The following is a 23,393-nucleotide window of genomic DNA, read 5'->3' on the forward strand; positions in this document are numbered from 1 at the left end:
CGTCGTCCCCCAGCTCACCGAAGAGATCAACAACCGCAAGGGCTGACCCCCGGCGAACAGACCCGCCCTGGGCCGCACGGTGAACCCACCGTGCGGCCCGTCCGCGTCGTCACCGTCGTTCTTCGGCCGGACGTGACGGCGTGCCCCTGCACTCGCGGCGAGTCGTGCGCCTCGTCGACGTCATGGCGACAGCCTTTCCGCCGCAGGGGTACCAGCACCTCCGGCCGCCGGGCCTTCGCCCACGGCACGGTCCGCCGGGCCTTCGCCCACCGCACGGCCCCCCGTGGCTTCGGCCGCGGCACGGTCCGCCGCCGCCGTGACGAGGTCGAGCAGCGGAAGCAGGTCGGCCGTCGCGGCGCTCGGGTGGAGCAGGGTGGCCTTCAGCCACAGGCGGCGCCGGCCGTCGCCGTCCTCCGCCAACGCCCGGCCGAGCACGGCACGTCCCTCGGCGAGCAGGGTGCGGCGGACGGCGGCGACCACGGCGTCGCCCGCCTCGTCGGGCAGCGCGTCGGCCACCGTCGGCCGGAACAGCACGGTGCTGATCCCGATCCCGCCGGGCCGGCGGCGCAGTGCGGGCCGCGCGTCCACGGCATCGCCGATCCCGTGGGCCGTACGCACGCAGTGCTCCACCAGTTCGCCCAGACCCCGGCGTCCGAGCGCCCGGAAGGTGACGGCCATCTTCAGGGCGTCGGGGCGTCGGGTGGTGCGGATCGAGCGGCCCAGCAGGTCCGGGAGTCCGGCCTCGGTGTCGTCGTCGGCGTTGAGGTAGTCGGCGCGCAGGGACAGCGGCTCGAGCATCCCGGCGTCCGCGACGGCGAGCACACCGGCGGCGACCGGCTGCCAGCCGAGCTTGTGCAGGTCGAACGTTACGGAGGCCGCGTGCTCCAGGCCCGCGAGCAGAGGGGCCAGGCGCTCGCTGAACAGCAGCGGCCCCCCGTACGCGGCATCGACGTGGAGCTGCGCCGCGTGCTGTTCGGCGATACGGGCGATCTCCGGGAGCGGGTCGATGCGCCCCTCGTCGGTGGTTCCGGCGGTGGCGACGACCAGGACCGGCACTCCGGCGAGCGCGGCCAGGGCACGGTCCAGGGCGGCCGGGTCGATCCGGCCGTCGCGGCAGGCGACGACCGTGGGGGCGGGCAGACCGAGCATCCATGCGGCGCGGTGGACGCTGTGGTGGGCGTTGGCACCGGTCACCACCCGCAGGGGGCCGGGCACCGCTCGTTCCCGGGCGAGGAGCAGGGCGACCAGGTTGGACTCGGTGCCGCCGCTGGTGATCAGCGCGTCGGGGGCGGGGGCCGCCGGGTGGACGAGCCGGGCCAGTGCGGCGGTGGTCAGCTCCTCGATCACCCCGGCGGCGGGCGCCTGGTCCCAGGAGTCCATGGAGGGGTTGAGGGCCGCCCCCGCCAGGTCCGCAGCGACGGCCACGGCGAGCGGCGGGCAGTGCAGATGGGCGACGCAGGCGGGGTCGGCCGGATCGGCGGCCCCTTCCGCGACCGCGCGCACCACGTCCCTGAGCGCGGCCTCGGGGCCGACGCCCTCCTCCGGCAGAACCGGCGCGCAGAGGGCGCGGGTGCTCAGGGCCACGGCCTCGGGCCCTCCGGCGGGCAGCGGTCCGCCCCGGGCCGGGGCGGCGTCCTCCAGCGCGTCCAGGACGATCGCGGTGAGGTCCCGCAGGCGGCCCGGCCCGTGCGCACCGCCCGCAACGAGCCCTCTGCGTACACCCCCCGCGCCGGGCGCCGGCGGCGTACCGGCGCTCACGCCCGACGCTCCGCGGAAGCTTCACCGGGGAGGGGGAGCGGAGCACGCGGCATGGCGAAGCCCTTCGGTCGGAGTGCGCGGCGGACCGTGCGGAAGCGGGGTCCGCGCGCAGGGCGGACCCGGGGCGGAAAGATCCACCACCGGGCATTTGCTGGTTAGGCTAACCTAACTACGAGGGTGCGAGCGACGAGCGGCCCACCGGCTCATGGAGGCTACTTCGCGTACCAGGGGCCCAAGTTGTCGGGTCCTCCCGCCTCCGCTGCCCGGAGCAGCGCGTCCGGGGCACCCAGCAGGTCGGGCGGCAGGTAGCCGGAGCGGACGCCCAGCTCCCATCCGTGCACCTGGACGGCGAGGGCGGCCAGGGCGAGGGCGTCGAGCGGCAGCAGGGTGCGGGGCTCGGCAGCGGGTCCCATGCTTTCCCGGTAGATGTCGAGCCGGGCCGCCAACGCCTCTTCGAATGCCTGCTGTTCGTCGTCGAGGAGCACGCGCAGCAGTCGCCGATCGGGGGTCGGCGTGCCTGCGGCGTCCAGCACGGCGGCCGCCCGTGCCCGCTCGTCGGCATCGGGCTTGCGCAGCGGCACGGTTGGCCAGTGGCGGGGCTGGTGGCCCTCCGCCTGGGTCAGGTAGAGGCACAGAGCGTCCATCGCGGCGAGGTCCGCCGGGTCCGACACCGAGTCGAGCCGGGCGTACGGAACGCCCTCGTGGATCGCGGGCGCGTAGTCGGCGCGCAGCAGCAGTCCGATCACCCGCTGCCAGTCCCAGACCAGCCCGCTGACCAGGGAGACGGCGAACGCGTCGAGCCAGGTCCGGGCGGAGGGGGCCTGACCTCCGCCGGCGGCCACGGCATCGCCGAAGGATATGTCCTCGGTGCTGAGCTTCTCACCGATCAGCGGGAACGGGATCTCCTGGTCGCCGTCGGGGAAGCAGCCGACGCTCATCACCCCCAGGTGGCACTCGGCCGCCGTGTGCAGCGCGGAGCGCGCCACGTCGTCGAGCGCGGTCCCCTGCCCGGCGGCGCGGGCGGCGACGTGGTCGAGCAGCTCGTCGGCCGCTTCGGCCATGCGCCTGGGGGCCGAGTCGTCGTAACGCATCAGATGCCACCGCCCCACGGCGCGCCCGACGATGCCCTCCGACGCCTCGTCCAGGCGCCGGGCGTCCACCTCATGACACGTCACTTCCCGCACGTACCCCGTCCTTTCGTGATCTTCGATCCGGAAGCGGCACGCTATCAGCGGGCTCGGACATGCGCCGGTCCGTACGGGTGTGCGGCCCGGGTCTCGGGCCCGCCGCGGGTCTTCGGGCCGCGGTCGGGGTCACCCACGGACGCCCGGCCGGGACGGCCTCAGGTCCCCCGGAGCGGGGCCCCGTTCCTCCATGAGGAACTTCTCGCGCCGTCGGGTAGACACTGTCCACTCGACGGGCGAGCTCCGGCCGTTCCGCGCCCGTTCGGCTGTTCGTCACACGCTTCCTGATCCCCGGTCAGCTCGTTCACCTCGACTGAGCGAAGGCAGTGACCCAGATGTAACCGAATGGCGTAGAGAACGCGGAACCACGGAGCGTCACAAGCCGTTCTTCTTCCCACTACACGGCCGCCGGCCCCCGGCGACGCCGACCGAGGAAAGGAAAACGCCATATGAAGAAGACAGTCGGGTGGGCCCAGGACGGCGACGACTGGACGATCACCGTGAACGGCACGCTGTACCGCGCGATCGAACGGCCGGCGGACGGCCGGGTGCACGACTATCTGGTGCGGGGCGACGACCTGACCGCCGAATGCCCGAGCCTGGGGCACGGGCTCGGCGTGATCCGGGCGCACGAGACCCGGCGCTGATACCCCGTCGGTCCGACGACGAGGTGCGGCGGCCGCCGCCGCCCGCGCCTCGACGTGGGCCCGTCAGCGGTGGACGGCGTCAGCCGTCCGTTCCGTCGGCCGTCGGGCGCAGCAGATAGGTGTCCATGATCCAGCCGTGCCGTTCGCGGGCCTCCGCGCGCAGGCGGCTGATCCGGTCGGCCACCTCGTCGAGCGGGCCGGAGACCAGGATCTCGTCCGGGGTGCCGATGTACGCGCCCCAGTGGATCCACAGGCCTCGGCCCGTCAGGTGGGTGAAGCTCTCGTGGCCGTCGAGCATCACGACGATGTCGCCGTCGTCCTCGGGAAACCCCTGGGCGAGACGCCTGCCGGGGGTGATGTGGATGGGGCGGCCGACCCGGTTCAGGGTGACGCGGTGCCGGGCGGCGAGGGCGGAGACACTGCTGATGCCGGGGATCATCTCGTGGCCGAATTCCACCGTGCCACGGCCCCGGATGTCGTCGAGGATCGCGAGCGTGCTGTCGTACAGGGACGGGTCGCCCCACACCAGGAAGGCTCCGCACTGTCCCGGTGCGAGCTCCTCGATGATCAGGCGTTCGCAGATGTCGGCGCGGCGGTGACGCCAGTCGTGCACCGCCGAGGTGTAGCGCCCGCCGTCCTGCTGGGTGCGGTCCCGCCACGGATCCTCGGCCTCCACGACGCGATAGGGGCCGGTGAGGTGTTCGTCGAGGATGTCCCGCCGCAGCCGGGTCAGGGACTCCTTCTCCTTGCCCTTGCCGAGCACGAAGAAGACATCGGCCCGGCGCATGGCCTTCACCGCGGCGAGGGTCAGGTGGTCGGGGTCGCCGGCGCCCATGCCGATGACGAGGATGTGGCGGGGTGCGTCGCTCATGTCGGCCGATCATGCCAGGAGCGAGGCGTGGGTGTCCGCCGACGGTGCGGGAGCTGTCGTCGGCGCTCGGGAAGGTCTTCGGGCCGAGAGAGGGGGATGCCCCGCTGCGGAAGGGACGGGGGCTGGTTTCGGCCCTCCCGCAGCGGGGCGGTTCATCGCGGCAGCGGAGCGACCGCCCGACTACTTCGGCATCAGGACCGTGTCGATGATGTGGACGGTGGCGTTGGCGGTGGGCACGTTGCCGCAGACCACGCTCGCGCTGTCGTTGACCTTGTAGGACTCGCCGGAGCCGGCGGTGCTGAGCGTGGTCTTCTCCAGGGTGTCGTAGGTGCCGCTCTCCAGCTTCTGCGGGGTCAGCTTCTCGCCCACGACGTGGTAGGTGAGGATCTTGGTGAGCATGGCCTTGTCGGCCAGGACCGCGTCCAGGTCGGCCTTCGGGATCTTGGCGAAGGCGTCGTTGGTCGGCGCGAACACCGTGATGTTCTCGGCGTTGTTGAGCGTGTCGACCAGGCCGGCCTTCTTGACGGCGGTGACCAGGGTGGACAGGTCCGGGTTGTTGGACGCGGCGGTGGCGACCGGGTCCTTGGCCATACCCGCGAAGCTGCCCGCCCCATCAGCCGGGACGCCCGCGCAGGCCGGGCCGAAGGGCTTGTCCGCCGACGCGTTGTCACCGGCTGCCGGAAGCGAGTCCTCGGCCGGCTTCTCGGGGGTCGACTTCGCGGCGGACGAGTTGTCGGACGCCTTGTCCGCGCCGTCCTCGGCGCAGGCGGTCAGCGACAGGGGCAGCAGCACGGCGGCGACGACGGCGACGGCTGCGCGGCGGTGGCGAAGGGCGTTCATGGGATTCTCCAGAATCGTTCGTAGGGGAAATCGGCAGGGGAAGTTCGCAGGGGAAGGAAGGTCGTAGGGAAGGTCGTAGCGGAAGCGGACAACTGGTGCTGGCGGCACGTCCGTTGGGGTCATTCGACGGTCACCACGACGGAGTGCCAGCCGCTCGCACCGTCGGGAACGGTCTTGGTGCGCTTCTCGGTCTGCACCTCGCCGGTGCGGTCGGTGGCCCGGACGGTCAGGGTGTGACCACCGGGGGTCGCCTTCCACGGGTGGGACCACTGGCGCCAGGTGTCGACGGTGCCCTGTTCGGCGAGCTGCGCCGGCCGCCAGGGGCCCTCGTCCACCCGGATCTCGACCTTCTCGATGCCGCGGTGCTGGGCCCACGCCACTCCGGCCACCATGACCGTCCCGGCCTCCGGGCGGCCGAAGGGCTTGGGCGTGTCGATCCGGGACTGGGTTTTGATCGGGGCCTTGCGGGCCCACTCGCGCTTCACCCAGTACGGGTCGTAGTCGTCGAACGTCGTGAGCTCGATGTCCTCGATCCACTTGCAGGCCGAGACGTATCCGTACAGGCCGGGGACGACCATGCGCACGGGGAATCCGTGGGCGAGGGGCAGCGGTTCGCCGTTCATCCCGACCGCGAGCATCGCGTCCCGGCCGTCCATGACGTCCTCGACCGGGGTGCCGAGTGTCATCCCGTCCACGGACCGGGTGACGAGCTGGTCGGCCGGGCCGCCCCGGGACGGCGACCTCACCCCGGCCTCATTGAGCAGGTCCGAGAGCCGGACCCCGATCCACCTGGCGTGGCCGGCATAGGGTCCGCCGACCTCGTTGGAGACGCAGGTGAGCGTGATCTCCCGCTCGATCAACGGGCGGCTCAGCAGGTCCTGGTAGGTGAACTCCAGGTCCCGGCGCACTCCCCTGCCGTGGATGCGCAGGCGCCAGGAGCCGGCGTCCACCTTGGGGATCACCAGGGCCGTGTCCACGCGGTAGAACGTGTCGTTCGGGGTGGTGAAGGGGCTGATGCCCCGGACCCTCAGCTGGGCGCCCGCCGGGAGCGGCTTCGCGGGCGAGTCCGGCGCCGGCAGTCGTACGGCCTCACGTGAGGCGACGGCGTCCTGGGCGCTCCGCCCGTTGAGGGCTCGGCCGACGGCCCCCGCCGCCGTGGACGCGGCGGCCGCGGCCGTGGCGGCGATCAGGAAGCCCCGCCGGTCCCAGCCGGCCTCATGTTCCTGCTCTCCCGCGATCCGGTGCGGTGCGGTGAGCCGGCCGATGAGGACGTACAGCAGTACGGCCCCGACGACCGCCCCCAGCAGGGACGGCAGGCCGTCCACGAGGCCCGTGGAGTCCGGCCTGCTGACGGCGGCCGCCGTGCCGACCACGCCGAAGAGCAGGACGGCGGCGGCGCCGGTCCGCCGGTGCCGCCGCGCCAACAGGCCGACGGCCAGGGCGAAGAGGGCGAGGGTGAGGAGGATGCCGGCCTGCAGGACGAGCTTGTCGTCCTCGCCGAAGTTCCGGATCGCCCAGTCCTTCACAGCGGCGGGCGTCCGGTCGATGGCCGCTCCGCCGACCGCTGTCACGGGGCTCGCCTCGGGCCTGACGGCCGCCGAGACGAGCTCGGCGAAGGTCAGCGAGGCGAATCCAGCGAGCAGTCCGCTCAGGGCGGCGAGCGCGCCGCGGGTCAGGGCTGTCCGGGTGATCCTCACGGTCGTCATTCGGAGCCGCGGGGCCGGCGGATTGGTCCCGGATGACATCGGCCCGCGAACGCCGACCGCCCCGGCGGGCACGAAGGCCTGCCGGGGCGGAGCGTCGAGGCGGACGGGTCCGCCTCACATCAGGTCAGGCGAGGGTCGCGATGGCCTGGTTGAACGTGGCGGACGGGCGCATGATCGCCTCGGCCTTGGCCGGGTCGGGCTGGAAGTAGCCACCGATCTCGGCCGGGGAGCCCTGCACCGCGATCAGCTCGGCGACGATGGTCTCCTCCTGCTCGGCCAGGGTCTTGGCGAGCGGCGCGAACGCCTCGGCGAGCTTCGCGTCGTCGGTCTGCCGCGCCAGCTCCTGGGCCCAGTAGAGGGCGAGGTAGAAGTGGCTGCCGCGGTTGTCGATGCCGCCGAGGCGACGGCTCGGGGACTTGTCCTCGTTGAGGAAGGTGCCCGTCGCCCGGTCCAGGGTGTCGGCGAGGACCTGGGCCCGCGCGTTGTCCGTGGTGGTGGCCAGGTGCTCGAAGCTGACCGCGAGGGCCAGGAACTCGCCCAGGCTGTCCCAGCGGAGGTAGTTCTCCTTGACGAGCTGCTGGACGTGCTTGGGGGCCGAGCCGCCCGCGCCGGTCTCGAAGAGGCCGCCGCCGTTCATCAGCGGGACGACGGAGAGCATCTTCGCGCTGGTGCCGAGCTCCAGGATCGGGAAGAGGTCGGTGAGGTAGTCACGGAGCACGTTGCCGGTGACGGAGATGGTGTCCTCGCCGCGGCGGATGCGCTCCAGGGAGAAGGCGGTGGCCTCCTCCGGAGTCTTGATGGAGATGTCCAGGCCGTCGGTGTCGTGGCCGGCGAGGTACGTGGTGACCTTGGCGATCAGGTTGGCGTCGTGCGCGCGGCCCTCGTCCAGCCAGAACACGGCCGGGTTGCCGGTGGCGCGGGCGCGGGTGACGGCGAGCTTGACCCAGTCCTGAATGGGCAGGTCCTTGGTCTGGCACATCCGGAAGATGTCACCGGCGCCGACGGCCTGCTCCAGCACGACGGTGCCGTTCGTGTCGACGACGCGGACGGTGCCGGTGGCGGGGATCTCGAAGGTCTTGTCGTGGCTGCCGTACTCCTCGGCCTTCTGCGCCATCAGACCGACGTTGGGCACCGAGCCCATGGTGGCCGGGTCGAAGGCGCCGTTGGCACGGCAGTCGTCGATGACGACCTGGTAGACACCGGCGTAGCTGCTGTCCGGGAGGACGGCAATGGTGTCGGCCTCGTCGCCGTCGGGGCCCCACATGTGACCCGAGGTGCGGATCATGGCGGGCATGGAGGCGTCGACGATGACGTCGCTGGGGACGTGCAGGTTGGTGATGCCCTTGTCGGAGTCGACCATCGCGAGGGCGGGGCCCTCGGCGAGCTCGGCCTCGAAGGACGCCTGGATCTCGGCGCCCACGTCTCGCAGCGAGCCGAGGCCCTTGAGGATGCCGCCCAGGCCGTCGTTCGGGGTGAGGCCCGCGGCGGCGAGCTGGTCGCCGTACTTGGCGAAGGTGTTCGGGAAGAAGGCGCGGACCGCGTGGCCGAAGATGATCGGGTCGGAGACCTTCATCATGGTGGCCTTGAGGTGCACGGAGAACAGCACGCCCTCGGCCTTGGCGCGGGCGACCTGCGCGGTGAAGAACTCGCGCAGCGCGGCGACGCGCATGACGGCCGCGTCGACGACCTCGCCCTTCAGGACGGGTACGGACTCACGGAGCACGGTGGTGGTGCCGTCGTCGCCGTGCAGCTCGATGCGGAGCGAGCCGTCCTCGGCGATGACCGCGGACTTCTCGGTGGAGCGGAAGTCGTCGGCGCCCATGGTGGCGACGTTCGTCTTCGAGTCGGCCGACCAGGCGCCCATGCGGTGCGGGTGGGCCTTGGCGTAGTTCTTGACGGAGGCGGGGGCGCGGCGGTCGGAGTTGCCCTCGCGCAGGACCGGGTTCACGGCGCTGCCCTTGACCTTGTCGTACCGGGCGCGGACGTCCTTGTCGGCGTCGGTCCGCGGGTCGTCCGGGTAGTCCGGAAGCGCGTAGCCCTGCTCCTGGAGCTCGGCGATCGCGGCCTTGAGCTGCGGGATCGACGCCGAGATGTTCGGCAGCTTGATGATGTTCGCGCCGGGCGTCCTGGCCAGCTCGCCGAGCTCGGCGAGTGCGTCATCGATACGCTGCTCGGCCTTGAGGTGCTCCGGGAAACTGGCGATGATCCGCCCCGCGAGGGAGATGTCACGGCGCTCCACCGTGACTCCTGCGGTCGAGGCGTAGGCCTCGACGACGGGCAGGAGCGAATAGGTCGCCAGGGCAGGGGCCTCGTCGGTGTGCGTATAGATGATGGTCGAGTCAGTCACCGGGTGCTCCGCTCCACGTCTGCAACATTGCTTGACATCAAGATATCTCTTCACCGTGCCGGGCTCCACAAGGCCCCCGCACGGCTTTGCGCACCATGGGCGCGTCAGCGCCCCGGGGCCGGGCCCTCGCCGCCCCTCGGCCGGGGCTCGACCAGCCCGGACTCGTACGCGAAGACCACGAGCTGGGCCCGGTCGCGGGCGCCGAGCTTGATCATCGCGCGGCTCACATGGGTCTTGGCGGTGAACGGGCTGACCACCATGTGGACGGCGATCTCCTCGTTGCTGAGACCGCGGGCCGCCAGCGCGGTGACCTCCCGCTCACGGCGGGTGAGGGCCTCCAGGCCGGGGGCGGTGGAGCGGGTCTGCCGGGGACCACCCGGGTGTGAGCCTCGTCCCTCAGACCGGCGGCCGGTGCTCGTACCAGCGCAGGTCGTCCTCCAGCTGGGCGGCGAGGGCGATGAGCCGCTCCTCGCTGCGGGAGGGGCCCAGGAGTTGGGCGCCGACGGGGAGGCCGGTACGGGTGAATCCGGCCGGGACGTTCACACCGGGCCAGCCGAGGACGTTCCACGGCCAGGCGTACGGGCAGGCGGCCGCCATCGTGGCGTCGGTGCGCCAGGCGCTGAGGCGGTCGAAGGAGCCGATCCGGGGCGGTGGCGCGGCCGTGGTCGGGGTGAGGAGCACGTCGAAGCCGGAGGCGTCGAAGAGGGCGCCGATCCTGCGGTGCTGGCGCACTTCGCGGGCGCGGGCGGCCCGCACCACCCGCCCGCCCAGCCGCGTCCCGGTCCGCAGTGCACTGCGGGTGCGCGGGTCGAGCAGGGCCGGTTCGGGGTGACGGGCGGCGAACTCGGCGATGCCCGCCGTGGCGCGGGGCACGAAGGCGAGGCCGATCAGCCCGTACCGGGGGCGGGCCTCCTCGACGTGGTGACCGAGCCGGGCGAGGGTCTCGGCGAGCGCGGCGACCACCCGGCGCACCTCGGGGTCCGGTGCGGCGCCGGTGAGGGTGAGCGGGGGACGCCAGGCGAGGGCGATACGCAGCCGGCCCGGGTCGCGGCGGGCGGCGTCCGCGGCGCGCACGGCGGGCGGGCGGTGGAAGTCCTCGGGGTGCGCTCCGGCGACGGCGTCCAGCAGGAGCGCGGCGTCGGCGACCGTACGGGCGAGGGGGCCGTTCACGGTGAGCCCCTGGAAGGCGTCGTGGTGCGGGTGGACCGAGACGCGCCCGCGCTGCGGCTTGATGCCGACGAGGTGCGTCCACGCGGCGGGGATGCGCACGGATCCCGCGCCGTCCGAGCCGAGGGCGGCGGGGACGAGTCCGGCGGCGACGGCCGCCGCCGATCCGCCGGAGGAGCCGCCCGGGGTGTGCGCGGTGTTCCACGGGTTGCGGGTGGCGCCGAAGGCGGGTCCTTCGGTGAAGGGCCACTGGCCCAGTTCGCAGGAGTTGGTCTTGCCGACGACGATCGCCCCGGCGGCGCGCAGCCTGCGGACCGCCTCACTGTCGGAGGCGGCCGGGGGCAGCTCCCCGTCGCAGCCGAAGTGGGTGGGCAGGCCCGCCACATCGGTGTCGTCCTTGACGGCGACCGGCACACCGAGCAGGGGCAGCCGCTCCCCCGCCGCGAGCCTGCGGTCGGCCTCCGCCGCCTCGTCGAGGGCCGCTTCGGCGCGCAGGTGGCGGAAGGCGTTGAGGGTGGGCTGGGTGGCCTCGATCCGGGCGAGGGTGTCGGCCACGAGTGCGACGGAGGTGGTGGCGGCGTCGGCGAGCCGGCGGGCGCTCTCCGCGAGCCCGGGCGCCGGCGGCGGAACGGGGGCGGCCGGGTGGGGGGCCCGGCCGGGGTCCCGTACGGCCGGGCCGGTCTGTTCGGTGGGCTCCGCTGAGGACATGGGCGTGCCGCCTCCCTCGGGTCCGTGAGGCCGGCCGGTCGTCCCGGCTGCGCCTACACGTACTTACTGGAGGGTAACGAGAGGAGGCGGCACGCTCAACCGTTCCGGCCGTTCTGTCCGCTCCGGCCGTTCGGGCTGCCGCGGTCGTGAGGCCCTACGGCGCTACGACCCCGGCGTCACGGGTGGACGTGGATCTCGCCGATTCCGGTGCCGAGGCCGGCGCAGTGGGCCGTGGACTGGCCGGACTCGCCGGGCCTGAGGGTGACGCGGTTGCCGTCGACGTCCGGGGACCAGCCGCAGACGAGATGGACCCAGAAGGTCTGCGTCTGGCTGCCGTTGTTACGACAGAGCGCAAAGCCCGTGTAGTCGTCGATGGCGTGCTTGCCGGTGTCGCAGGAGAGGCCGGGCGGAATCGCGGCCGGGGCGGCGGTCGCGGTCGCCGCGGTGACCGGGACCGCCAGCGCGGCCGCCGTCGACGCGGCGGCGAGCGCCCGCAGGGCGGACCGGGAGCGCTTCCCCTTGGCCGTGCCGCCCTTGTACTTCGTCCCCGTGAAGCCGTTCATGGTTCTCCTTCGTGGTGCGTGCGTACGCGTTCCTGGTGTGTACGCACGTGGTGCCTCGTGCGCGCGTACGCGTTCCTGGTGTGCACGCACGCGATGCGTCGTGCGTACGTGATCCCGGGCGGGATCACCGCAGCTTTGCCCACGCTCCGTGGCCGAAAACACCGCCGCGCTTCACTCTCCGTGCGCGCGCCGGGTGGCGCCCCCCGCTCCCGACGTACGCTCGAAAGTGCCGGTCACCATGGATCGCGGCCCCTGACCGGCGCCTTTCCGAGGAGGCGATGGGAGCGGACACCGATGGGCCGCGCGGGCGGCCGCGGGCGTGGCGGCGATCGCTCTCACCGTGACGGGTGGCGCGGTCGCACAGGCTGACGACGACATCGACTCGCTCGGCGCCGAGGAGATCGGCCACCGCTCGCGCGATGCGCTTCTCGATGTGAGATCCCTGCATCTGAGTGCGCGCGGAAGTCTCGACGGGAGCGGCTCGGACATGAGCCTCGACCTCACCCTGGACCCGTACAGCTCCCGTCCGACTGACGTGGTCGATCGTGCCGGTCCCGCCGAGCGAGACGGTCACCATGTTGTGGAACCGCACCGTTCCCAGCCAGGCGCATGAGCGGGTGGTGGACCCACTGATGTGTTCCGGGCGCATCCCGGGTCGGCCAGGTCGAGGACCGTGCGGCGGACGATCCAGTAGTCGGCCTCGGGAACGGTGCCGTGCGGGGCGGTGCGGGCGGGAGCGTGCCGGCCGGGGGCGGTCAGTCGGTCAGGGCCGGGATGATCTCGGCCCCGTACGCGTCGATGGTCGCCTCGCGCGCGTCGTGCATGTCGTACAGCGCGAACTGGTCCACGCCGAGGCCCTTGAGATGGCGCAGCTTCTCGATGTGCGCCTCGGCGGGCCCGAGCAGACAGAACCGGTCGACGATCTCGTCGGGGACGAACGCGGTGTCCGGGTTGCCGGTGCGGCCGTGGTGGCTGTAGTCGTAACCGGAGCGTCCGGCGATGTACGCGGTGAGCGCCTCGGGGACCAGGCCGGAGTGCTCGCCGTACCGGGCGACCAGGTCCGCGACATGGTTGCCGACCATCCCGCCGAACCAGCGGCACTGCTCCCGGGCGTGGTCGAGGTCGTCGCCGACGTAGGCGGGGGCCGCGACGCAGATGGTGACGGAGTCCGGGTCCCGTCCGGCGTCGGCCGCCGCGTCCCGTACCGTCTTGATCATCCACTCGGTGAGGAACGGGTCGGCGAGCTGGAGGATGAAGCCGTCGGCCTTCTGCCCGGCCAGGGCGAGGGCCTTGGGCCCGTACGCCGCCATCCACACCGGCAGCCGCCCGTCCTTCACCCAGGGGATCCGCACCGGCTGCCCGTCGACCGTCGCCTCCCGGCCCTCGGCGAGGTCCCGGATGACGTCGATGGCCTCGCCGAGGCGGGCCAGGGTGTTGGGCCGGCGGCCCGCGACGCGCATCGCGGAGTCGCCGCGCCCGATGCCGCAGACGGTGCGGTTGCCGTACATGTCGTTGAGGGTGGCGAAGGTGGAGGCGGTGACCTCCCAGGTGCGGGTGCCCGGGTTGGTGACCATCGGGCCCACGGTCAGCCGGTCGGTGTGCTCCAGGATGCGGCTGTAGATGACGAACGGCTCCTGCCAGAGCACCGCCGAGTCGAAGGTCCAGCCGTAGCGGAAGCCGTTGCGCTCGGCGCGGCGCATCAGTCCGACGACCTGCGAGGCGGGCGGGTCGGTCTGCAGGACGAGTCCGAAGTCCACGCGGAACCTCCAAATTTCGAGTCGATGGCGGACGAGACCCCGGGCCACTCAGCCCAGGTACTGGCAAAGACCACGCGGGAGGAACGCCCCGTGACCCGCGTGACCCACGTACTTCCGCTGATGCACCACCACCTCACCCCGTGAGAGGACGGTCTCGACCTGGCCGGTCACCGTCTTCCCCTCGTACGCCGAGTAGTCGACGTTCATGTGGTGGGTCTCGGCCGACAGCACCTGCGTGGCATGCGGGTCATAGATGACGACGTCCGCGTCCGAGCCGGGCGCGATGGTGCCCTTTCGCGGGTAGAGGCCGAACATCCGGGCCGGGGACGCGCAGGCGATCTCGATCCAGCGGCGGCGGGAGATGTGCCCGTCCACCACCGCCTGATGGAGGAGATCCATGCGGTTCTCCACCCCCGGCAGCCCGTTGGGGATCTGCGAGAAGTCGCCCCGGCCCAGCTCCTTCTGACCGGTGAAACAGAACGGGCAGTGGTCCGTCGACACCACCTGGAGGTCATTCGTACGCAGGCCCCGCCACAGCGCCGCCTGGTGCTCCTTCGGCCGCAGCGGGGTCGAGCAGACGTACTTGGCTCCCTCGAAGTCCGGCTCGGCGAGGTTGTCGGTCGACAGGAAGAGGTACTGCGGGCAGGTCTCGCCGAAGACCGGCAGCCCCGTGTCCCGGGCCGCCGCCAGCTCGGCCACCGCCTCCTGCGCCGACACGTGCACCACGTACAAGGGACTGCCCGCGACCCGCGCCAGCTGGATCGCCCGGTGGGTCGCCTCCGCCTCCAGCAGTGCCTTACGGACCTCTCCGTGGTAGCGAGGGTCGGTCTCGCCGCGGGCGAGCGCCTGTTCGACGAGGACATCGATCGCGATGCCGTTCTCCGCGTGCATCATGATCAGTCCGCCGGTCTCCCCGGCCACCTGCATCGCCCGCAGAATCTGGCCGTCGTCCGAATAGAAGACACCCGGATACGCCATGAACAATTTGAACGAGGAGACACCGATCTCGACCAGTTTCGGCATCTCCCGCAGTGTCGACTCGTTCACGTCCGACATGATCATGTGGAACGCGTAGTCGATCGCGCAGTTCCCGTCCGCCTTCTCCATCCAGGCGTCCAGACCGGCCTTGAGCGCCTGTCCCTTCGACTGCACCGCGAAGTCGACGACCGTCGTCGTCCCGCCCCACGCCGCGGCCCGCGTCCCCGTCTCGAACGTGTCCGACGCGAACGTGCCACCGAACGGCAGTTCCATATGCGTGTGCGCGTCGACCCCACCCGGGATCACGTACTTCTGCGACGCGTCGATCACCCGGTCCGCCGTCCACTCCTGCGTACCCGGCGCCGCCAGCGCCACCACGCGGCCGTGCTCGATCAGCACATCCGCATGCACCTCGTCCGCGGCCGTGATCACAAGGCCACCGGTAATCAGAGTCCGAGTCATTTCCCAGCATTCCCTTCACGCCGACCACCGACCAGGCCACCACCGGCACGGGCCGGGACCACGCCCCGGCCCGCCGGCCCCCTCACGCCGCCACCTCGCACGGCACACGGCCTACTCCGCTGGAAGACCCCTGGTCACGCGACCGAACGAAACCCTTGAAGGAGGTGACGCCCTCGGAGACGAGGAGGTCCATCGCCTTTACCGAGGACGGGTTCGCGTCCGCGAGGATCATGTGGAAGGCGTGGTCGATCGCGCGGTCGCCGTCGGCCTTGGCGAACGAGGTGTCGAGCCCCTCGCGCAGGGAGCGGCCCACGCTCTGGCCGGCGAGGCCGACGATGGTGGTGGTGCCGCCCCAGGCCGCGGCCCGGGTGCCGGTCTCGAAGGTGTCGGCAGCGCACGTTCCGCCGGACGGCGCCTCCCTATGGGTGAGCCCGTCGACGCCGCCCGGGATGCCGTACATGCCCGTCGCGTCGATCCGGCGGGCGGCTCTCCAGCTCCCGGCGGCGTCGGTCCCGTGGGCGGCGGGCGCGGCGATGCGGCCGCTCTCGGCGAGCACGTCGGCGTGGATCTCGCCGGACGCGGTGACCAGGCCACCGTGGATGACGGTGCGGCTCATGGATCTCTCCTCACTGCGGGGCGCCCCCGCCGGCCCGGTGGGCGCGACGCCGGGGCGGCCCCGCGCGGTTCGTATGCGTACGGGCCTGCGGGGGCCGGCGGGGATCAGCCCGCCGCGCGCAGGGCGTCCGCGAGGATCGCCGCGCCTTTCTCGGCCTCGGCCACGGTCAGGGTCAGTGGCGGGGCGATCCTGAGGACGCTGGTGCTGTGGCCGCCGCCCTTGCCGATGAGCAGTCCGCCCGCGCGGGCCGCTTCGAGGACGGCCGCGGCGGCGTCCGGGTCGGCCTCGTCGGTGCCGGGCTTCACCAGCTCGATGCCGATCATCAGGCCCCGGCCGCGCACCTCGCGTACGGCGGGGGAAGCGGCGGCGATGCCGCGCAGCCGTTCGATGAGGAGCCCGCCGACGCGCCGGGCGTTGCCCTGGAGGTCGTGGTCCAGGACGTAATTGAGGTTGGCGAGCGACGCGGCCATGGTGATCGGCGAACCGCCGAACGTGGAGATGGAGTTGGCGTCGAGGCAGTTCATCACCTCGGCGCGGGCCACGACACCCCCGACCGACATGCCGTTGCCGATGCCCTTGGCGAAGGTGAGGATGTCCGGCGGCCCGTTCCCGGCGTGCGCCTCCCAGCCCCAGAAGTGCTCACCGGTACGGCCCCAGCCGGTCTGCACCTCGTCCGAGATCCACAGCACCCCGTGCCGGTCCAGGACCTCCCGGAACGCGGCGAACAGCCCGTCGGGCGGGGAGGTGAAGCCGCCGACGCCCTGGATGGGTTCGGCGATCAGGGCCGCGGGCCGGCGGGTGTGCCCGAGGAGGTCCTCCAGGTCGGCGACGCACGCCTGGATGAACCGCTCGTCGCTCAGCTCGGCGTACGGTCCCCGGCTGCGGACGCCGCCGTGGACGTACAGGGTCTGGAGCGGGGACAGACTCGTGGGCGACCAGGCCTGGTTGCCGGTGATCGAGACGGTGGAGAACGACCGGCCGTGGTAGCTGTTGCGCATCGCGAGGATCTGGTTGGACCCGCGGTACGCGGTGGCGAGCAGCAGCGCGGTGTCGTTGGCCTCGGTGCCGGAGGTGGTGAAGAAGACCCGGGCGTCGGGGATGCCGGAGAGGGTGGCGATCCGCTCGGCCATCTCCACCATGGGGCGGTTGAGGTAGAGGGTGGAGGAGTGGATGATCCGCCCGGCCTGTTCCGTGACGGCCTTCGTCACCTCGGGCAGGGCGTGGGCGGTCATCGTGGTGAGGATGCCGCCGAAGAAGTCCAGGTAGCGGTTGCCGTCCGCGTCCCAGACGTGGCGGCCCTCGCCGTGGGTGAGCTCCAGCGGGTGGCGGTAGTAGAGGGCCAGCCACTCGGGGCTGACGGCGAGGTGGCGCTCGTGCAGTGCGGTCACGGCTCCACCAGCCCGTCGTAGGCGTCGGGCCGTCGGTCCCGGTAGAAGGCCCACTGCCGGCGGACCTCCTCGATCAGGTCGAAGTCCAGGTCGCGGACGAGGAGTTCCTCCTCCTTGTCGCTGGCGACGTCTCCGACGAACTGGCCGCGCGGGTCGACGAAGTAGCTGGTGCCGTAGAAGTCGTTGTCGCCGTACTCCTCCTGGCCGACCCGGTTGATCGCGGCGACGAAGTACTCGTTGGCGACGGCGGAGGCCGGCTGTTCCAACTGCCAGAGGTGGCTGGAGAGTCCACGGGAGGTGGCCGAGGGGTTGTACACCAACTGGGCACCACCCAGGCCGAGTTGACGCCAGCCCTCGGGGAAGTGCCGGTCGTAGCAGATGTAGACGCCCACCTTGCCGACGGCGGTGTCGAAGACCGGCCAGCCGGCGTTGCCGGGCTTGAAGTAGTACTTCTCCCAGAATCCCTTGACCTGCGGGATGTGGTGCTTGCGGTACTTGCCGAGATACGAGCCGTCGGCGTCGATCACGGCCGCGGTGTTGTAGTAGAACCCGCTCTGCTCGATCTCGAAGACCGGGACGACGACCACCATGCCGGTCTCGCGGGCCAGGTCCTGCATGCGGCGGACGGTCGGCCCGTCGGGGACCGGCTCGGCCCAGCGGTAGTGCTCGGGCTCCTGGACCTGGCAGAAGTAGGGGGCGTTGAACACCTCCTGGAATCCGATGATCTTCGCCCCCTGCCGGGCCGCCTCGCGCGCGTGTTCCTCGTGCTTGGCGATCATGGATTCGGTGTCGCCGGTCCAGGTCGCCTGGACGAGTGCGGCGCGTACGACGTGGGACATGAGCTGCTCCTTCGACGCGGCGTCAGAGAGCCTCTACGCGTTCTCTACGCACGTAGATCGGTGCATGGATGGAGAACGTAAGCCCCTGCGTCCGGCGGGGCAAGACCATCGCCGTGAACCGGCGGAGTCGATCATGTTTCGCACCCGAGCGGTCCACATCGGACACGGTACCGGTCCGACCGCGCCTCCCGCTGAAACTCAGACCCCCGGCACGCCCGCCACCCGCAGCGCGTGCACCAGGTCCCACTCCCGTTCCACCGACACCTCGCGGGCCGCCGCCAGGAGGAGTGGCAGCAGCCGGGTCCCGCCGGTCCCGCCGGTCCCGGCGAGCTGGGCGGCCTCCTGCGGAGCGCGTACGCGGACGAAGGCGCCGAGCAGGTCCCGCGCCTCCCGCTCCCGGCCGTCGCCGTCCAGGGCGAGCACCGCCTCGGCGACCTCGGCGGCGGGCCGGGCGACGCCCTGGCGCAGCAGCAGCCCGCAGTCCGCCTCGCGCCCGGCGGCCGCCAGCGCGCCCGCCGCGGCGGCGAACCCGGCGGGCGGCAGCGAGGACACCTCCCAGAGCAGGGTCGTCCAGTCGGCGGCGAGCCCGGCGCGGTGGAGGGCGACCGCGAGCACCGGCAGCCGGGGCGCGGGCCAGGCGGCGACGTCGCACAGCACCACGTGCGCCTCGCCGCCGCGGCCCTCGGCGCGCAGCCGGACCAGTCGGGCGACGGCTCCGGCGACGGCCTGCCCGGCTGCCGGATCCGGCAGCGCGTCCGGCGCACGGTCCCGCCCGGCCCCGTCCCGGGCCCCACGGTCCTCCTCCCCCGCGCCGCCGAAGCGTGCGCCGCGCGGGGCGGGCGCGCCCGAGCGCGGGGCGGCGGGCGGCCCGGGCAGCGGTGAGGGGGCGTAGCCGGCCTCCCCCTCGTCGACCTCCAGACCGGCGAACCGGGCGCCCCGCGGCTTCTTGCGCCGGGGGGCGGGGGCGGTCGCCGGGGGCTCGGGGGTGTCGGCCCCGGGGCCGTTGTCTCCTGCGGGCCGCCCGGGCCGCGGGTCCCCGGCCGCCGTGTCCCAAACCTCGGCGCGCGGCTGCGGGACCCTGGCGGGCACGGGGGCCGCGGCGGTCCCGTCCACCCCGGCAGGCCCAGCGATCCCATCGGCCCCGGCGGACGCACCGGAGACCGCGGACCCGGCAGCCCCGGCGGCTTTGGCGGGCGCCCCACCGGCCCCCTCCTCCCGGAACCACCCCTCGGGCACCGTCACGGCCGCCAGCCGTTTGCGCAGCTCCGCGCACCGGGCGGTGGCCCGTTCGTGGTCGTCGCGGGCCCAGGCCAGCGCCTCCGGTTCGGCCGGGTCCGGGCCGCCGGGCCCGGTGCCGCGCAGGCGTTCCGCCGCCCGGTGCTGCTCGCGGACCATCAACTCCAGCCGGTGGACGAGCTCCTGGCGTCCGCCGGGCCGCCGGTCATGGGTGGCGGCGGACGCGGAGTAGAGCGCGGCGGCCCGGACCGACACCTGCTCGGCGAACCGGGCGCCGTGCAGCGCGGCGAGGTCCGCGAGCAGCGACTCCACCACGTCCCAGGGCGGGACCTCCACTCCGTCGAGGCAGGACCGCATGCCTGCCGGATCGCGCCGGGCGAAGACCCCGTACCATCCGCGTCCGGGGTCCAGCCGGGCCACCAGATCCCGCAGGTACTGCGCGAACGCCCCTACTTCGTAAGCCTGCTGATGCACCGTCATCGTCGCCCTCGCCGACCGTCGACTGGAGCCTTCCAGTCCGGAGGCATTCGACCGCAGCCGTGTTACGGGACGGCTACGCACAGCTTTCGGGCACGCTGCGGCGGGAGCGCGCCGTCCGGCCGTGCGCCCCTTCGCACTCCGGCGACGGCGACCTTGCTCAGAAGGTGACGGCGATCCCGGTGTGCGGGCGCTTGCCGAGCCGGGCGACCGTCGCCGGCCAGTCGACGAGCCGGAACTTCCAGGTGTACTTGCGGGCCAGCCGTTTGCGCGCCGCGCGGGTGCCGTCCTCGTCGAGGAGCTTCGCCGTGCCCTCCGCGCTGGGGGCACCGTCGGCGATCCTGCCGCGTACGTCGCAGACGGTGACGACGACCTTGCCGTTGTTGCGGAGCCGCTTGACCTTCCACGAGTCGGAGCGCGTCCAGATGTACAGCACGTCGCCCTCGGCGGCGGCCCAGACGGGCGTGGCGACGGGTGTGCCGTCCTTCCGGTACGTGGTCAGGCTGACGTATTCGCTGCGCGCGAAGTCCTGGAGAGTCACGGCGCGACCCTACGCGCCCCAGGGGCCGTCCGGTCAGTCAGGGCCGTGCGGCTACGCGATCAGCGGCGTCGCGGCCGGTTCGGGCGCGCAGCGGCCGAGGATCTCGTCCATGGAGAGGCCCAGCGCGCCGGCGAGGGCGGCCACGGTGAAGAAGGCGGGGGTGGGAGCGCGGCCGGTCTCGATCTTCCGGAGGGTCTCTGCGGAGATTCCGGCGCTCGCGGCGACGGCGGCCATGCTGCGCTCCCCGCGCGCCTGGCGGAGCAGCGCGCCGAGCCGTTCGCCGCGCAGGCGTTCTTCGGGTGTCAGAGGGGTGCGGACCATGAGGCCATCCTACACGGGATGCCATTTCTATACCGTTATTACTATACCGCTTCGACCGGTATAGTAATGGGCATGGTGCACATCAAGACGGACACACACATCGAAGCGATGCGCGAGGCCGGCCGGGTCGTCGCGCAGATCCTGACCCGTGCGCGGGAGGTCGCGGCGGTCGGCGTGACGCCCCGCCAACTGGACGAGGCGGCCCGCGAGGTGCTGCGGGCGGCCGGTGCCTCCTCGCCGTTCCTGAACTACAAGCCGCACTTCGCTCCCACCCCCTTCCCGGCCGTCGTATGCGTCTCGGTCAACGACGCGGTCGTGCACGGCATCCCGTCGGCCGAGCCGCTGCGGGACGGGGACCTGGTCAGTGTGGACTCGGGCGCCCTCCTCGACGGCTGGGCCGGCGACTCGGCGGTCAGCTTCACCGTGGGCGAGGCCCGCCCCGACGACACCCGGCTCGTCACCACCGCGAACCAGGCCCTGGAGGCCGGGATCGGGGCGGCCGTGGTGGGCAACCGGATCGGCGACATCGCCCACGCGATCGGCACGGTCTGCCGCTCGGCGGGCTACGGCATCCTGGAGGGCTACGGCGGCCACGGGATCGGCCGGTCCATGCACGAGGACCCGTCCGTGCCGAACGAGGGACGGCCTGGCCGCGGCATGCGGCTGCGGCACGGGATGGTCCTGGCGATCGAGCCCATGCTGATCGGCGGTGGCGGCGACGAGTTCCGCCACGACGAGGACGGCTGGACGCTGCGGACGACCGACGGCAGCCGGGCCTCGCACGCCGAGCACACGGTGGCGATCACGAACGACGGCCCGCGCGTCCTGACCGCGCTGTGACCGCCGTACGGGCAAGCCGGCTATGAGCGCCCGACGAACCGTCAGGGCGAGTATGCGGGTGCGCTTGGTACGGAAGGACCCTTTCCGTAGTCCGAGGGACCCCCGTACGGGTCCCCTGGGCGCGTCGCTCAAGGCCGCGGGGCCGGTACCGCGCCCTGTGTCGCGTGATACCGGCCCCGCCGCCCCTGCCTCGTCCGGCCGGCTCAGTGACCGCCGTCCGGATGCACCACCATGGCCGAGCCGCCGCCCCGGCGCACCTTTTCCGCCGCCGCCAGCCAGCGGCCGTCGGGCAGCCGCTGCACTCCGGTGGCGGCTCCGATCTCCGGGTTCCGCTTGAAGGCGTGGCCGAGCTTCTCCAACTCGGCGCGCACCGGACTGTTCCACAGGTCCGGCTCGATCTCCGTCGCCGGCGCGTTGCGCTGGCTGGCGCGCGGTGCGGCGATCGCGTCGACCAGCGGGAGTCCCCGGTCCAGGTGTCCGGTGAGCGACTGGAGCACCGTCGTGATGATCGTGGCCCCGCCCGGCGAGCCGAGGGCGAGGACCGGCTTGCCGTGCCGCAGCACGATGGTCGGCGAGATCGACGAGCGCGGCCGCTTGCCGGGACCCGGCAGGTTCGGGTCGTGCACCGCCGGATCGGCGGGGGCGAAGGAGAAGTCGGTCAGCTCGTTGTTGAGCAGGAAACCGCGGCCCGGCACGGTGATGCCGCTGCCTCCGGTGGACTCGATCGTCAGGGTGTAGGCGACGACGTTGCCCCACTTGTCGGCCGTCGTCAGGTGCGTGGTGTTCTCGCCCTCGTACGTCGTCGGCGCGGCCCTGCCGCCGCTGCCGCACCGCTCGGGGTTGCGCGGGTCGCCCGGCGGCAGTGGGCTGGTCAGCGCCTTGTCGTCCCGGATCAGACACTCCCGCGCGTCCGCGAACCGCCGGCTCAGCAGTTCCTCGGCCGGCACGTCCTCGAACGCGGGGTCGCCGACCCAGCGGCCCCGGTCGGCGAACGCGATCCGGCTCGCCTCGATCAGCCGGTGCAGGTACTGGGTCCGGTCGGCCCGGGAGAGGTCGGTGTGCTCCAGGATGTTGAGGGCCTCACCGACGCTGGTGCCGCCGGACGAGGAGGGGGCCATGCCGTAGACGTCCAGGCCCCGGTAGTTCACCCTGGTCGGGTCCCTGCGCAGGGTCCGGTAGGACGCGAGGTCGCCCCCGGTCAGGTCGCCGGGCCGCACCACGCGGGTGGCGTCCGGGTCGACGGGCGGCTTGCGCACGGTGCGCACGATGTCGTCGGCCAACTCGCCCCGGTACAGCTCGCCGACGCCCTCGCGGCCGAGCTTCTCGTACGTACGGGCCAGGTCGGGGTTCTTGAACACCGAGCCGACGACAGGGAGTTCACCTCCCGGCAGGAACAGCTTCGCGGAGGCCGGGAAGTCGGCGAACCGGGCCTGGTTGGACGCGGTCTGCGAGCGGAAGGTGCCGTCCACGACGAAGCCGTCCCGGGCCAGGCGCTCGGCCGGCTTCAGCAGCGTACGCAGGGACTTGGAGCCCCACGCGTCAAGGGCCCGCTCCCAGGTGGCCGGGGTTCCGGGCGTGCCGACCCCGAGGCCGCTGGTCATGCCCTCCTCGAACGGGATCGGTTTGCCGTTCTCCAGGAAGAGCGAGGCGTCCGCGCTGCGCGGCGCGGTCTCGCGGCCGTCGATGGTCCGCACGGTGCGCTTCTCGGCGTCGTAGAGGACGAAGTAGCCACCGCCGCCGATGCCCGCCGAGTACGGTTCCGTCACGCCGAGCGCCGCGGCGGTGGCCACCGCCGCGTCCACCGCGTTGCCGCCCTTGCGCAGCACCTCGATCCCGGCGGCCGACGCGTCCGGGTCGACGCTCGCCACCGCTCCCCCGTGGCCCACCGCCACCGGGGACTTGGACGGCGTGGGACGTGGGGCGGCGGATGGAGCCGAGGCCACCGGGGCGGCGGACCCCACCGATGCCACCACGGCGAGGACGGCCAACAGCGACGTGTTCCGACCGACGGAACGGCGCATACGTACCTCCAGTCAACGGATCTCGCCGCAGGGTAGCCCCGGGGAACCCGGAACGTCAGGACCGCCTCGGACGGCTACCCGAACGACCGATACCATGCGCGCCCGTGACGGACGACGTGCGCACCA

Annotated in this window: 18 protein-coding genes and 3 pseudogenes; 3 read left to right on the forward strand and 18 right to left on the reverse strand. The window is 72.7% G+C overall.

The genetic code is table 11. From position 1 onward, the window contains the following. Positions 1-180: 180 nt before the first annotated feature. Together IG90_RS0135460 and IG90_RS0135465 are read right to left on the reverse strand one after the other, a co-directional pair. Positions 181-1,758: a pyridoxal phosphate-dependent decarboxylase family protein gene (locus tag IG90_RS0135460; protein ID WP_030594196.1), complete on the reverse strand. Its 1,578-nt coding sequence runs from the start codon at positions 1,756-1,758 to the stop codon at positions 181-183. A 212-nt stretch (positions 1,759-1,970) separates the two neighbouring features. Beyond that, the gene (locus IG90_RS0135465; protein ID WP_030594198.1) at positions 1,971-2,942 is read right to left on the reverse strand and encodes an Imm49 family immunity protein; all 972 of its coding nucleotides are present in this window, start codon (positions 2,940-2,942) and stop codon (positions 1,971-1,973) included. Between the two features lie 449 nt (positions 2,943-3,391). On the opposite strand from IG90_RS0135465, the gene IG90_RS0135470 reads away from it, so the two are divergent. Then, a complete protein-coding gene (locus IG90_RS0135470) occupies positions 3,392-3,589 on the forward strand; it encodes a hypothetical protein (RefSeq protein WP_018961481.1) in 198 nt (65 codons plus the stop codon). A 79-nt stretch (positions 3,590-3,668) separates the two neighbouring features. Here the strand turns inward: IG90_RS0135470 and cobF are convergent, their stop codons facing one another. The 7 genes and pseudogenes from cobF to IG90_RS0135510 form a co-directional block, all read right to left on the reverse strand. Further along, positions 3,669-4,460: a precorrin-6A synthase (deacetylating) gene (cobF, locus tag IG90_RS0135475; RefSeq protein ID WP_030594200.1), complete on the reverse strand. Its 792-nt coding sequence runs from the start codon at positions 4,458-4,460 to the stop codon at positions 3,669-3,671. 180 nt (positions 4,461-4,640) lie between these two features. Next, on the reverse strand, positions 4,641-5,300 hold the full coding sequence (locus tag IG90_RS0135480; protein WP_030594202.1) for a fasciclin domain-containing protein: 660 nt from the start codon (positions 5,298-5,300) through the stop codon (positions 4,641-4,643). 119 nt (positions 5,301-5,419) lie between these two features. Continuing rightward, positions 5,420-7,006: a molybdopterin-dependent oxidoreductase gene (locus IG90_RS0135485; RefSeq protein ID WP_030594203.1), complete on the reverse strand. Its 1,587-nt coding sequence runs from the start codon at positions 7,004-7,006 to the stop codon at positions 5,420-5,422. A gap of 124 nt (positions 7,007-7,130) precedes the next feature. Continuing rightward, positions 7,131-9,353 (reverse strand): NADP-dependent isocitrate dehydrogenase, encoded by a 2,223-nt coding sequence (locus tag IG90_RS0135490; RefSeq protein WP_030594205.1) that lies wholly within the window; start codon positions 9,351-9,353, stop codon positions 7,131-7,133. A 104-nt stretch (positions 9,354-9,457) separates the two neighbouring features. Beyond that, positions 9,458-9,712, reverse strand: a pseudogene (locus IG90_RS40120) (response regulator transcription factor); the annotation flags it as partial. 37 nt (positions 9,713-9,749) lie between these two features. Further along, positions 9,750-11,228 carry an amidase gene (locus IG90_RS0135505; protein WP_030594207.1) on the reverse strand — a complete coding sequence of 493 codons (1,479 nt, stop codon included), beginning with the start codon at positions 11,226-11,228 and terminating at the stop codon, positions 9,750-9,752. 176 nt (positions 11,229-11,404) lie between these two features. Then, on the reverse strand, positions 11,405-11,791 hold the full coding sequence (locus IG90_RS0135510) for a hypothetical protein (RefSeq protein ID WP_030594209.1): 387 nt from the start codon (positions 11,789-11,791) through the stop codon (positions 11,405-11,407). A 328-nt stretch (positions 11,792-12,119) separates the two neighbouring features. On the opposite strand from IG90_RS0135510, the pseudogene IG90_RS42950 reads away from it, so the two are divergent. Continuing rightward, positions 12,120-12,302: pseudogene (locus IG90_RS42950) on the forward strand (hypothetical protein); the annotation flags it as partial. Between the two features lie 244 nt (positions 12,303-12,546). Here the strand turns inward: IG90_RS42950 and IG90_RS0135520 are convergent. From IG90_RS0135520 to IG90_RS0135555, 8 genes and pseudogenes are all read right to left on the reverse strand, one after another. Then, entirely contained in the window at positions 12,547-13,548 is a 1,002-nt protein-coding gene (locus tag IG90_RS0135520; RefSeq protein ID WP_030594213.1) for a TIGR03842 family LLM class F420-dependent oxidoreductase, read from the reverse strand. Between the two features lie 48 nt (positions 13,549-13,596). Beyond that, the gene (gene hydA, locus IG90_RS0135525) at positions 13,597-14,988 is read right to left on the reverse strand and encodes a dihydropyrimidinase (RefSeq protein WP_030594215.1); all 1,392 of its coding nucleotides are present in this window, start codon (positions 14,986-14,988) and stop codon (positions 13,597-13,599) included. 145 nt (positions 14,989-15,133) lie between these two features. Next, positions 15,134-15,604: pseudogene (locus tag IG90_RS0135530) on the reverse strand (dihydropyrimidinase); the annotation flags it as partial. A gap of 104 nt (positions 15,605-15,708) precedes the next feature. Continuing rightward, positions 15,709-16,992 carry an aspartate aminotransferase family protein gene (locus IG90_RS0135535; protein ID WP_030594219.1) on the reverse strand — a complete coding sequence of 428 codons (1,284 nt, stop codon included), beginning with the start codon at positions 16,990-16,992 and terminating at the stop codon, positions 15,709-15,711. After that, positions 16,989-17,831, reverse strand: a complete 843-nt coding sequence (locus IG90_RS0135540) for a nitrilase-related carbon-nitrogen hydrolase (RefSeq protein ID WP_030594220.1) — start codon at positions 17,829-17,831, stop codon at positions 16,989-16,991. Before IG90_RS0135540 ends, IG90_RS0135535 begins: the two co-directional genes overlap by 4 nt. A 198-nt stretch (positions 17,832-18,029) precedes the next feature. Beyond that, positions 18,030-19,547 carry a hypothetical protein gene (locus tag IG90_RS0135545; RefSeq protein WP_030594222.1) on the reverse strand — a complete coding sequence of 506 codons (1,518 nt, stop codon included), beginning with the start codon at positions 19,545-19,547 and terminating at the stop codon, positions 18,030-18,032. 157 nt (positions 19,548-19,704) lie between these two features. Then, complete coding sequence (locus tag IG90_RS0135550; protein ID WP_030594225.1) at positions 19,705-20,085, reverse strand: PPOX class F420-dependent oxidoreductase; 381 nt, start codon at positions 20,083-20,085, stop codon at positions 19,705-19,707. A 51-nt stretch (positions 20,086-20,136) separates the two neighbouring features. Then, positions 20,137-20,406, reverse strand: coding sequence for a helix-turn-helix domain-containing protein (locus IG90_RS0135555; protein WP_030594227.1), 270 nt, complete (start codon positions 20,404-20,406; stop codon positions 20,137-20,139). Between the two features lie 72 nt (positions 20,407-20,478). Here IG90_RS0135555 and map point away from each other — a divergent pair, with 72 nt between their 5' ends. Further along, positions 20,479-21,246, forward strand: a complete 768-nt coding sequence (gene map, locus IG90_RS0135560; RefSeq protein WP_030594228.1) for a type I methionyl aminopeptidase — start codon at positions 20,479-20,481, stop codon at positions 21,244-21,246. A gap of 203 nt (positions 21,247-21,449) precedes the next feature. Here the strand turns inward: map and ggt are convergent, their stop codons facing one another. Beyond that, positions 21,450-23,267 (reverse strand): gamma-glutamyltransferase, encoded by a 1,818-nt coding sequence (gene ggt, locus IG90_RS0135565; RefSeq protein ID WP_030594230.1) that lies wholly within the window; start codon positions 23,265-23,267, stop codon positions 21,450-21,452. Between the last annotated feature and the right edge of the window lie 126 nt (positions 23,268-23,393).

This window comes from Streptomyces anulatus, assembly GCF_000721175.1.
In the GTDB taxonomy this organism is placed as follows: Bacteria; Actinomycetota; Actinomycetes; order Streptomycetales; family Streptomycetaceae; genus Streptomyces; species Streptomyces anulatus_C.